We start from the raw sequence: 12,494 nt of genomic DNA, 5'->3' as shown, positions 1-12,494 counted from the left end.
GGTTCTCAAAACAATATTATATCATAAATGAGCACATATATGACACCATCTACCAAAAACCTGACCTTATTGGCCCAAATTCCATTTTTTAAGGAATTTACTATGGAACAGCTGAAATGGGTAGACGCCAATACTACGGAATATGCTTTTACGGCCAAAGAAGAAATACCTACCTCGGGAGCCATGAAGTCAACATATTGGATATTGTTATATGGCTCTTGGGAAATGAAACTAATGAAAAAAGGGAAGATAATAACATTGGGAGTACATCAAATTGGAAAATGGTTCCAACGAAATACACTTTCAGAACCAGAAGATATGATTCATCTTCAGGCCACCTCCAACGCTTATATTTTAATGGTTGAAGAAGAAGAGATGTTGGAAATGTTCATAAAAAAATTTCCCATTAATGAAAATATAGGTTTTGGATGAATCGGGGATGTTCAAAAGTAAAATGTAAAACAAATGAAATATGAAAATCGGAATCATAGGTTCAGGAGATATTGGAGATACTCTGGGAAGATTATTTACAAGGTGCATGCATAAGGTTATGTTCACATGTCAAGATCATGATAGTTCGCAATCATTTATAAATGTTGATAAAACAAGAACCCAACTATATGGTACATTGGAAGAAACTATTAATTATGCTGATGTACATTTATTGGCTGTTCCTTTCCTAGAAATTCCAGACCTTGCAAAACAAATAAAGAACTATGCTCATGGAAAAGTACTTATAGATCCTACCGTACCATGTTCTAAAGGCGAGGACTTATTGAAACAAGAAGGGTATACCATTAATCAGAGTAATGAATACATTCAATCTTTGTTTCCCAATTCTTATATAGCTAAAGCATTTTATTCTTGCCCCTATGAATTGTTTGAAAGCAAATCTTTCCGTGTTATTGAAGAAAGAAAATTAACCATCCCTTTTACTTGTCGAAATCCAGAAGTTAAACAAATATTAGAAAATTTGATTACCCATTTAGGTTTTCTACCAGTCTTTAGTGATCAACCATATTCCATAAGATTGGTGAAAGATGTATTAAAACTTTCACCCAAAGGGCGAACTATATAATCCACACTCTTTTTCTGGTCTTACATAAAGTGACATAATAGCTGTAAAAAATGCAACGTCGGGGCTATTGATTCTTACTAATTTCATATCCCCATAATGTAGAAATTCCATACTTGACATAATGCTTTATACTAGCACTAAAGACCATATTTGATTTTGGTCGCACAATCTGGTATTTCGGTTAACGCTACATTGCTATGGCTAGGTATGTTTGTAACATATTCAATTAGAAATAATTACAAAGACTAATCACATGACAAATAATATTATAACACCATACAAGATGAAATCAAAAAAACAAGTCGTCATACAATTCCTTTTAGGATTGTTAACCTTATTTATGATTGGATGCGGAAATAAACAGCAACAAGTTAATTCATTATTGACGGTAAAAGTATCTCCTGCCATTAAAAAAACTATTACCGAATGGGATGAATTCACAGGTCGCTTTGAAGCCACTAATCGTGTGGAAGTGCGTGCGAGGGTGAGTGGATATATAAATAAAGTCAACTTTAGGGATGGCCAAATGGTAAAAAAAGGGGATGTACTTTTCATTATAGATCAACGCCCTTATCGAATTGCACTCCAAGAAGCCAGGGCTTCCTATGCAAGGGCTCAGGCGAATTATAAACAAGCTACAGATAACTTTAACAGGGTCAAATCTCTCAGGGAATCCGGAGCTGTCTCATTAGAAGAATATGATAGTCGCGAACAAGCCGTTGCGGGTAACTTGGCTCAGCTTCAAGTAGCACAAGCTGCTATTGATAATGCTAAACTCAATTTGGAATTTTCCAGAGTAACTGCTCCAATTTCTGGTCGTATTGGGAGAGATTTGATAAACGAGGGGAATCTTATTAATGGAGGAACCATCTCTTCCACATTACTAACTACTATTGTGGCTACAGACCCCATCCATTTTTATTTCACAGGAAGTGAGTCAGATTTTCTAAAGTATTCTCGTCTGGCCAGGACTGGTAAAAGGGGGTCCTCACGGGATAATGCTAATCCCGTAGAAGTTCGATTGGCAGATGAAACTGAATTCGATCATAAAGGAGTTATGGATTTTGTAAACAATGAAATAAGTCGGAGTACTGGAGCTATAGAAGCAAGAGCAATTTTTGAGAACAAAGATCACCTCTTAGAACCTGGGATGTTTGGACGCGCCCGCTTGCAAGGACGTTCGGAATATGAAGTTCTTATGGTACCTGACGCTTTAATAGGAACCAATCAAACTGTAAAGTTTCTTTATACAGTTGGAACAGATTCCATAGTCAAAACTACTCCCATAGAACTAGGCAATCTATATCAGAGTAATTATCGCATAATAAAGGACGGATTATCTCCAGAAGACAAAATAGTGGTTTCAGATATACAAAAACTATTTCCTGGCATGAAGGTAGCTTTCTCAGAAAGCGAGCCACTAATAAATCAGGAAACGAACGTAACCAAAAATTAAAAGAAGAAGATGAAGTTCAGCTATATATTTATCGACCGCCCGATTTTAGCAGGGGTCTTATCCATATTTATTGTATTAATAGGAGGGTTGGCCTATTTTAACCTTCCATCTGCCCAATATCCAGAAGTTGCTCCTCCAACGATCAGTATTAATGCAATATATCCGGGTGCTAATGCAGAAGTTGTTGCCAATACGGTTGCTGCACCTATTGAACAGGAAATTAATGGTGTGGAGGGAATGCTTTATATGACCTCGCAGTCGACGAGTGACGGGGTAATGACCCTTAACGTTACTTTTGATTTAGGTACAGATATTGATAAGGCTCAAGTTTTGGTACAGAACAGAGTAGCACAAGCAGAGGCACGTTTACCAGCTCAGGTAAGACAATTAGGTATTACAACTAAAAAAGTTTCTCCCGACCTTCTAATGGTCATTAACCTATTCTCTCCTGACGAAACCTTTGATCAAACCTATATTGCTAATTATGCAGTACTCCAACTACGGGATCGTATAGCCCGCTTGCAGGGTGTTGGGGACATAAGGCTTTTTGGTGCTAGTGCTTATTCCATGCGTATTTGGTTAAATCCAGATCGAATTGCTTCGCTAGATATAACCGCTGGGGAGATTTTAGATCGTTTGCGAGGACAAAATGAACAAATTGCCAGTGGAATACTGAACCAATCCCCAACCTCTAATCAGAATGCCTTTGAATTAAGCATTCAGACACAAGGGAGACTTCAGACGGTAGAAGAATTCGAAGATATCATCATTAAAAGAGGTACGGATGGTAGTATAGTCCGTTTAAAGGATATTGGAAGGGTAGAAATAGGTGCGGAAAACTATGTCACTAGAGGTCTACTTGATGGTGATAAAGCCGTTGCCATGCCTATTTCCCAGCGCCCAGGTTCAAATGCATTAGAAACGGCAGAAAATATTGTTGAATTAATGAAAGAAGTCTCCAAAGATTTTCCTCAGGGATTGGAGTACAGAATAGCGTACAATCCCACTGAATTCGTAGAAGAGTCTTTAAGCGAAGTAGGACACACTATTTTTGAAGCAGTGATTTTAGTGATTTTTGTCATCTTAATATTCCTTCAGTCCTGGAGGGCAGCGATAATTCCTATTATTGCCATCCCGGTATCGCTGATCGGAACTTTTGGGGTGATGCAAGCATTCGGTTTCTCTCTAAACAATCTATCTTTATTTGGTTTGGTACTTGCCATTGGTATTGTCGTAGATGATGCCATCGTGGTAGTAGAAAATATGGAAAGGCGTTTAGCAGAAGGGCTTACACCTCGTGAAGCAGCTAGAAAGACCATGGAAGAAGTTGGAGGAGCCCTTGTGGCTATCGGATTGGTGTTGGTAGCGGTATTCCTTCCGACGATGTTTCTTGATGGTGTCTCTGGACAATTTTACAAACAGTTTGGATTGACAATCTCTGTAGCGACTGTCATCTCAGTATTTGTTTCGTTGACACTCAGTCCAGCATTATCACGTCTATTGCTAAAACCACATACCTCGTCAGTTCATAAAAAGGAAGCTCCCTGGTACAAAAATCCATTTTCTGCTTTTTCAAAGTCATTTAACCGTGGTATGGATAAATTATCGGAAAAATATGGCGACACTGTAGCAAGTCTATTACGCCGTTCGGCGATGGTATTATTGGTGTATCTAGGTTTAATGGGGTTTACTGGTATTGAGTTCAATAGAGTTCCTACTGGGTTCATTCCTGATTTAGATCAAGGTTATTATATTACTGTAATACAATTACCAGGAGGAGCTTCGTTATCGAGAACCGAAGAGGTGGTAAAAGAGACCTCTAATAGATTATTGGAAATAGAAGGTATAGACAGAGCGATTGCCTTTTCAGGTTTTGATGGAGCAACCTTTACCATAGCGTCCAATTCTGCAGCCATTTTTTCAACCTTAAAACCTTTTGAAGAACGTAAAGAAAAAGGGATTGATTATGAGAACTTATTGAATGAGGTTCGAATGAAAACCGGTAATAATCCCAATGCGAATATTTTTACCATAACACCTCCTCCCGTAAGCGGGATTGGAAATGGTGGAGGTTTTAAACTGATGGTGCAGGACAGGCAAAATAGAGGCTCAAAAGCTTTGGCTGATGTTACCTTCCAACTAATGATGGCCGCCAATCAACATCCAAAACTTAGTAATGTATTTACCGTATTTAATGCTAATACTCCACAGCTATATTTAGATATTGATAGGGAAAAAGCCGAAAAATTAGGTGTGCCCGTAACTGAAGTATTTCGGGCCCTGGAGATTTTTATCGGATCGGCTTATGTCAATGATTTTAATTATTTAGGCAAGACTTTTAGAGTAACCGCTCAAGCTGATGCCCCGTACCGATTAACACCAGATGATGTAGAACGTATTCGCGTACGGAACACCTCTGGAGATATGATTCCCCTTGGAACGGTTGTTAAATTCTCCGACGTAGCCGGACCGGCTCGGGTTCAACGCTATAATTTATACCCTGCTGCTGCATTAAATGGAGCTCCTGCTCCAGGAATCAGTTCGGGTGAAGCTTTGGAAGCTATGGAAGAATTAGCACAAGAAGTACTTCCTGAAGGTTTTGATTTTGAGTGGACCGAGTTAGCATTACAACAGAAAAAAGCATCCGGTACAGCAGGTATTGCTTTTGGCTTGGCGGTACTATTCATCTTTCTGCTATTGGCTGCTCAGTTTGAAAGTTGGTTGCTGCCTTTTTCTATTATTCTTATTGTTCCAATGGGGTTGTTCTCTGCCATTGTCGGTTTGGATCTTTTTGGGTTTGCTAATGATATTTTAACACAAATAGGTATGGTCGTACTGATAGGTCTTGCCAGTAAGAACGCTATTCTCATTGTAGAATTTGCCAAACAGCAGGAAGATGAAGGGAAAGAACTATATGCCGCAGCAAGAGATGCGGCTAAACTTAGATTACGTCCTATTCTGATGACTTCTTTTGCTTTCATACTTGGGGTAGTCCCCCTATTGCTTGCATCCGGAGCGGGTTCAGAAATGAGAAACTCCCTCGGGCTGGCTGTATTCATAGGTATGTTGGGAGTTACCTGCTTTGGATTACTTTTTACTCCCATTTTCTATGTAGTTTCCAGAAAGTTGGGACTCATAAAATTCAGTAAAAAGGAAAATGATTCAACAAAAATTATCAGCGAATTAGAAGTCAAATTATCAAAACAAAATACATAGACAGATGAAGAATATACAACTTGTAGCATTTGTATTCCTTTTCTTGACTTCATGTGGAATTCAAAAAAGAAGTTTTGATACTCCAGAACTGGGATTGGAACTTAATGAAGACTACCTAACAGGAAAGGAAGACTCCTTATTCAAAAATACTGAACCTGTTATTGCATGGTGGCAGGGATTTAAAGATCCAATATTAGATAGCCTAATTTTGAAAGCACGTTCAAATAACATAGATATCAATGCGGCTATAGCCAATTTCTATGCCTCGAGAGCAGGGCTAAAAAGCACAAAGTTTGATCGATTTCCTACCGTGGATGCAAACGGTAGTTTTATTAGACAAAGACTAGGCGAAAATGTATTTGTTCCTGGTACTAATCCAACATATAATCAATATAATGGCGGTTTTGATGCCTTTTGGGAATTAGATCTTTTTGGAAGAGTCACTAATCGTATTCGAGGAGCAAAAGCGAAGGAACAAGCTTCTCTGGCGGACATGCGATCCATTTACCTATCTATTTTTGCAGAAGTTGCTCGCAATTACATTGAATTACGGGGAACTCAAAACCAACTGAAGATAGCTAAAGAAAATCTTGCCAGTCAGCAAGAGACTTTTGAACTTACTACACGATTGACAAATGCGGGAACCAGCAACAGCTTGGATGTTTCCAGGGCCAAGGCTCAACTAGAATCGACTAGGGCCACTATCCCTCCATTAAATGCTTCAATAACTGCGATAATTAACAGAATAAGTGTCCTTGTTGGGAAAACTCCGGGAACTCTTACTAATGAACTTGAAATTGAGCAGCCAATTCCATCATTACCAGGGACGATATTGGCAGGTAATGCATCGAATTTTTTGCGTAGGCGTCCTGACATTTTTAAGGCAGAAGCTGTTTTGGCACAGCAAATAGCTAGGTACAATATTAGTGTTGCCGATCTCTATCCTAAAATAGCATTTGGAGGAGGCATCGGGTATTCTGCGATCGACATTGATAATTTTGGCAGCAAACCCTCTTTTAATTGGAACCTGACACCTACTATTAATTGGGCCGCTTTTAACCTTGGTCGCGTCAAAAAAAATATCGATCAACAGGATGCATTTACACTAGCCCTAGTGAATCAATATGAAAAAACAGTATTATCAGCTCTAGAAGAAATAAAAACGACAATGAACAATTATGCTCTTGAACTTGAACGACAGATCATGTTAAAGGAAGCTGCCAAAGCCAGTGCTGAAGCTGCAACTTACGCTAAACAGCGTTTTGAAGCTGGCCTCGATGATTTCTTAGATTACTTAAACGCAGAACGCACCCTTTTGTTGGCTCAAAACGAATTGGCCGTTAGTCAAACACTATCCGCGACCAATTTAATCGCAGTATATAAAGCATTAGGCGGCGGATGGCAAATAATTAATAAGGAAGAAGTTGACAATAAATTTCAACAATTAAAAATTCAAGATATATCAAAAACTAATAAAAGCAATTAAAAAAATAAACTTAAAACGACAAAAATGGATTTACATTTAAAAAATAAGAAAGTACTGGTAACCGGCAGTAGTAGTGGCATAGGAAAGGCCATTGCGAAAATTCTGGCAGATGAGGGCGCACAGGTTATAGTTCATGGAAGGAATGAACAAAGAGCTAAAAACATTATGGACGAAATAATAGATAACGGAGGAAGTGCATTTATGGCCTTAGGCGACCTATCGACGGACGAAGGAGCCCAAAAAGTATACGATACGGCAATTAGGGAATTTGGACAACTTGATATCCTTGTGAATAACGCAGGCGAGTTTCATGCTAGAAATTGGATGGAAACCACGCCGGACGATTGGAACAAAATGTACAATACAAATGTAGTTTCCATGATTAGGTTGATTAGAATGGTTATTCCATCCATGAAGGAACAAGGATGGGGTCGTATTATTCAAATGTCTAGTATAACCGCTCATCAGCCCTTCCCTCTTTGGCCTGATTACGGTGCAAGCAAAGCAGCTATATCTAACCTTACGGTGAGCCTGGCAAAGGAATTGGCTGAAACTGGTATTACTATCAATTCTGTAAGCCCCGGAACGACGGCATCTGACGGAGCAACACCATTCTTTCATGATGCTTTAAAGATGTTCGATGCCGACACTGATAATAGGGAGCAACTAGAAAAAAATGTGGTGAAGCATCTATTGTATAATCCTACTGGAAGAGTGGGAAAAGAAGAGGATATTGCAGATTTGGTAGCCTTTCTATCTAGCCCTAGAACAGACTTTATAAATGGTACAAATTTTAGAATTGATGGCGGAGCATCTGTAGCGGTAAGTTGATTAGCGATACTAAAACTCATATAGCATGAAAAACTACATCTTAATAGGTTTGAGAATCTTATTAAGGACAGTGCTTATCGTATTTGGCATTAATAAATTCGTAAATATAATCGGGACATTTCAATTAGAAGGAAAATCTCTTTAGGTAATGCATTCTCTATTTTCCATAGGATATATATTCCCTATGGTTGGTATAACAGAAATTGTTGTTGGTATTTTACTTGTATTCGGAAAAATATAAAGCTCTAGCAATTGTATTGCTGGCTCCAATTAGTGTAAATCTTATTCTTTTTCATGTTACCACTGGAGATTTTGGAAACATTATCCGTTGCTACTATCAATGTTATTCTACTAATTTCTATAAGCGAGGTCTACGCTCCTATGTTCAAATCCTGAAAAATTAAATAAAACCTTTTAGTGTTATGAAAAAATTTAATGATCAAATACCGCCGGAAATAGAAAGTTTTTTAACCGAACTGAATAAAAATCCACAACCTCCTCAGGAGACTCTTAGTGTAAATGAAAGGCGTGAAGGATATTTGTATATAAGGTCTTGGGCTGGTGAGAGCGAGTCGGTCTATAAAATAGAGGATGTTTTAATTCAGACGAACGGTCGAAACATAAAAGTTAGAGCTTACATCCCAACAAAGGAGACCGTCCCTATATTGATTTATTTTCATGGAGGAATTTTTGCGTTGGGAGATTTAGAAACACATGATATTCCATTAAGATCTTTAGCAAATGCTTCCAATTGTATTATTCTCGCTGTAGATTATAGAAGAGCTCCCGAATTTAAATTCCCCGCTCCATTAGAAGATGCCTGGGAAGTGCTTAACTGGAGTGCAGAAAATGGATCTTCGTTAGGAGGTGACACTACAAGAATAGGAGTTGGCGGAGATAGTGCAGGAGGAAATATTGCAACAGTTCTGAGTAGATGGTCTCGGGATAAAAAGGGCCCTAACATCAAATTGCAAGTGTTAATTTATCCTATGCTGGATGCATTAGGGAGCAGCAAGTCATTTCAAGATTATGATGAGGGCTATTTTATGACCTCTAAAGGATTGCTCTCAGGTTATGATTATTACTTGACTGAAAGTGATGATAGAAAACATGAGGATATATCCCCATTCTGGTCCAAAGATCTTTCCAGATTGCCACCTGCATTTATTTTGACCGCCCAGTTTGACCCTCTTAGAGATGAAGGTGAAACATATGCCCTCAAGTTACGCGAGGCAGGCACCGATGCATTCAATATTCGATATTCCGGAATGATTCATGGTTTTTTTCAGTTTGGAGACATTATTCCACAAGGGAAAACTGCGATTGAAGAAACCGCTTCGATTTTGAGGATGTTTCTTTATTAATTCAAAAAAAAAGGATGAAAAATTAAAAACAGGAAAGATGACAGGCAAAAGAATGATAGAAAGACAATCTAAGTATGTACACAATCGGATTATCAGGAGATATGGAAGTATTGGGAACTATTACAATGAAATATTCCAAAAGTTCATAGAAGAACACCATATAAAGGTAAAGAATATCAATAATGATAGGAGCACCAACCTTCATAAAGCTATCGATAATATGTCCAAAGAACTCCAAAGTTTTGGTGTAGAATATTCTAAAGATATTATTGAAGCCATACGATTGGATGCCGAGATACTGCTTTCCAAAAAAGACATCGAAGCATACAAGGAGGAACTAAGCAAGTATGATTCGCATTTTCATTCCTTTTGGGATGACTTCAAACATACACTTGGACTGTAATTAATGCTCAATTAAAATTTTCAAAGATATGATAACGAAAAAAATTTATACTGCTCAAGCTTATGCCGTTGGAGGTCGAGAGGGGAAAATTACTTCAGATGACGGAGTAATTTCTTTGAAACTAAAAATGGACAATAAAGGAACGGCCACAAACCCCGAGCAATTGTTTGCAGCTGGTTATGCAGCCTGTTTTGAAAGTACAATTCATGTAATGGCTCGACAGTATAAGATAACCTTAAAAGGAACAGGAGTTAATGCCTTAGTAGATTTTGGCCAAGATAATGATGGTGGTTATGAAATCGGAGTAAACTTAGAGGTATCTCTCTTAGGATTGGACAATGAATCGGCTAATTTATTAATTCAAGAAGCGCATAAAAACTGTCCTTATTCAAAAGCTACTAGAAACAATATTAATGTAAATATTAAACTAGTGAAAGAAATTAGTTGAAATCAATTAAGATTAAGATATGATTTAACTAAAAATAAATTATCCATGGGAAAAATTGATGCTTAAACTGAAAGAGTAAGTAGTTTAGGTTTTTTGCTATAGGAACATTAAAATAATTTGGTCATCTGATATTTTGCTCTAATAAAGTTGGGTATAGCAGGTAGATTCTTAGCGCTATCAAGCCCCTCCTTCTCTTCTGATAATCTATCATACTGGAAAATGGTTGCATAACCTTGATTTTTGGTTATATGGTAGCCTAGTTGTAGCTATACATTTGTGATATCTAAAAATTAAAGTTTAAAAACAAGGGTATGAAAAATATATTTTTAACTGGAGTTACTGGAAATACAGGATCTCACATTGTAAAGGAATTAGAACAAACGAATTCAAAATTAACTGCATTAGTTAAAGAATCATCACCAGAAAATACTATAAATGGACTTAGAAAAAAAGGTCTAAATGTAATCAAAGGTGATGTAATAAATCCCAAAAGTTACCAAAGTCAACTATCAAAAACAGATGTAGCATTGCTTAATGTAGGAAATTCTTCAAAACAGTTGGAACTTGAAAAAGCTTACATCGATGTCTCGAAAAATAGTAGCTTAAAACATTTAGTCAAATTTTCTGCATTTAGCGCTGATGACAGTTCTCCATCAGAAATATTAGCTGTTCACGGTAAATCAGAAAACTATCTAAAAAAGGAAAGAACCCCTTATACTATTGTTCGACCTAATTTCTTTATGCAAAACATTTTAATGCAGGCTGAAAACATCAAACGTGACAATGCTTTTTATTTGCCGATGGCTGACACAAAAGTTGCAACCATCGACATTAGAGATATTGCCACTTTTTTCAAAACAGTATTACTGAATGAGAGAGATTTTGAGAACAAAGAATTCAATATAACTGGCCCAGAAATAATTAGCTTTCATGACATGGCAAATATCCTTTCAGAAGTCTTAGGAAGGACCATAAAATACGTGCCTATTACTCATGAACAATTTGAAAACTCCTTACAACGGTTCGGGTTAGACAACTGGACTATTAATGCGTTATCAGAACTAAATCAATATGTACAACAACAGGACGCAATGGCTCATAAAACTGATGATTATGAAAAAGTAACAGGAAAAAGGCCACGTACGTTTAAACAGTTTATAGAAGGGCATCGTAATATTTTCGTTTAAAAAATAAAATCAACAAAAATTTAAAATCATGAAATTTTCAGAAATTAAAAATCCGCAAGAATTATCACTTAATTTAAAAACAACATATAGCTGGTATACTACTTGGAATCCAAAAATACTAACAGAGGATGTTCATTTTGAAGTCTTAAAAAATTATCCTGGAGGAGGTATTTACAAAGGACGTGTAAGTGTAATGGAACAATACTTACCCGCTTTAATGTCTAATTTTGAATCATGGGCTACGGAGCCTGAAGAGCTTTTTGAGATAGATGGAGCAGTTATTGGAAAAGGGAATTATGTAGGAAGAACAAAAGATACTGAAAATGATTTCAAAGTACCTTTTCTTCATATATGGTACATTAAGAATGAACAGATTTATAAGGTAATGGCATATACAGACACCCATCATCTACAAATGAATTTACCTGAAATTTTTAATACTCCTAATGGGAATTTATATGTACTAAAACAATGGTACAATGCAGCGTTAAATGGAGATGGTGAAAAAGTCGCTGCAACTTTATCTGATGATATTAATTGGCATTTTGCCTTAGGTATAGGAGCTGGAGGAGATTATAAAGGGAAGGACAACTTACTCAATAATGTATTTCCTAAATTTTTCTCAGCTTTTGAATATCTGCAAGGATACCCTAAAGAGTTTATTGTCGCGAACAATCAATTTATTGTACGAGGAGTTTATGAAGGTAAAACCAAAATCAAACAACAAGATTTTACCGCAGAATTTACTCATATAATTGAAATGGAAAATGGGAAAATAACGAGTTTACATCAGCATGCAGATTCTGCTTCCTATGCTAATGCTTTAGGTCAAGAGGCAAATGAAGAAATGGACAAAATGACCAAGCCTTTCCGAGGTCACGAATGAATAAAAAGTAGAGTTTTGTCAGTAAAGATGTAAGCCAATCCTGCAGAGATTATGAAATAAAAAACATGGTATAAATTGATTGACTTTACCATATATAAATACATTTTCGAAGTTTCAAACTTAAAACCAGTTTGCAAAA

11 protein-coding genes are annotated in these 12,494 nt (G+C 37.0%); all 11 read left to right on the top strand.

Annotated elements, in window-relative coordinates; translation table 11 throughout:
- Window positions 1-27 precede the first annotated feature (27 nt).
- The 11 genes from Q0829_RS12790 (at window position 28) to Q0829_RS12740 (ending at window position 12,355) form a co-directional block, all read left to right on the top strand.
- Window positions 28-432, top strand: coding sequence for a hypothetical protein (locus tag Q0829_RS12790; protein WP_298543406.1), 405 nt, complete (start codon window positions 28-30; stop codon window positions 430-432).
- A gap of 40 nt (window positions 433-472) precedes the next feature.
- Window positions 473-1,078 carry an NAD(P)-binding domain-containing protein gene (locus tag Q0829_RS12785; RefSeq protein WP_298543405.1) on the top strand — a complete coding sequence of 202 codons (606 nt, stop codon included), beginning with the start codon at window positions 473-475 and terminating at the stop codon, window positions 1,076-1,078.
- Window positions 1,079-1,361: 283 nt separating this feature from the next.
- Window positions 1,362-2,534, top strand: a complete 1,173-nt coding sequence (locus Q0829_RS12780) for an efflux RND transporter periplasmic adaptor subunit (protein WP_298543403.1) — start codon at window positions 1,362-1,364, stop codon at window positions 2,532-2,534.
- Between the two features lie 9 nt (window positions 2,535-2,543).
- Window positions 2,544-5,750 (top strand): multidrug efflux RND transporter permease subunit, encoded by a 3,207-nt coding sequence (locus Q0829_RS12775; protein WP_298543400.1) that lies wholly within the window; start codon window positions 2,544-2,546, stop codon window positions 5,748-5,750.
- A 43-nt stretch (window positions 5,751-5,793) separates the two neighbouring features.
- On the top strand, window positions 5,794-7,236 hold the full coding sequence (locus Q0829_RS12770; protein ID WP_298543397.1) for an efflux transporter outer membrane subunit: 1,443 nt from the start codon (window positions 5,794-5,796) through the stop codon (window positions 7,234-7,236).
- Between the two features lie 24 nt (window positions 7,237-7,260).
- Entirely contained in the window at window positions 7,261-8,067 is an 807-nt protein-coding gene (locus tag Q0829_RS12765) for an SDR family oxidoreductase (protein WP_298543394.1), read from the top strand.
- Between the two features lie 422 nt (window positions 8,068-8,489).
- A complete protein-coding gene (locus Q0829_RS12760) occupies window positions 8,490-9,431 on the top strand; it encodes an alpha/beta hydrolase (RefSeq protein ID WP_298543391.1) in 942 nt (313 codons plus the stop codon).
- Between the two features lie 37 nt (window positions 9,432-9,468).
- Window positions 9,469-9,834: a hypothetical protein gene (locus Q0829_RS12755; protein WP_298543388.1), complete on the top strand. Its 366-nt coding sequence runs from the start codon at window positions 9,469-9,471 to the stop codon at window positions 9,832-9,834.
- A 28-nt stretch (window positions 9,835-9,862) separates the two neighbouring features.
- The gene (locus tag Q0829_RS12750) at window positions 9,863-10,282 is read left to right on the top strand and encodes an Ohr family peroxiredoxin (RefSeq protein WP_298543386.1); all 420 of its coding nucleotides are present in this window, start codon (window positions 9,863-9,865) and stop codon (window positions 10,280-10,282) included.
- A gap of 311 nt (window positions 10,283-10,593) precedes the next feature.
- Window positions 10,594-11,469 (top strand): NmrA family NAD(P)-binding protein, encoded by an 876-nt coding sequence (locus Q0829_RS12745; protein WP_298543384.1) that lies wholly within the window; start codon window positions 10,594-10,596, stop codon window positions 11,467-11,469.
- A 28-nt stretch (window positions 11,470-11,497) separates the two neighbouring features.
- The gene (locus tag Q0829_RS12740; RefSeq protein WP_298543382.1) at window positions 11,498-12,355 is read left to right on the top strand and encodes a nuclear transport factor 2 family protein; all 858 of its coding nucleotides are present in this window, start codon (window positions 11,498-11,500) and stop codon (window positions 12,353-12,355) included.
- The last annotated feature ends 139 nt before the right edge of the window (window positions 12,356-12,494 follow it).

The organism is uncultured Aquimarina sp., from assembly GCF_947492405.1.
GTDB lineage: Bacteria > Bacteroidota > Bacteroidia > Flavobacteriales > Flavobacteriaceae > Aquimarina.
This window is presented reverse-complemented; position numbering and strand designations above follow the sequence as displayed.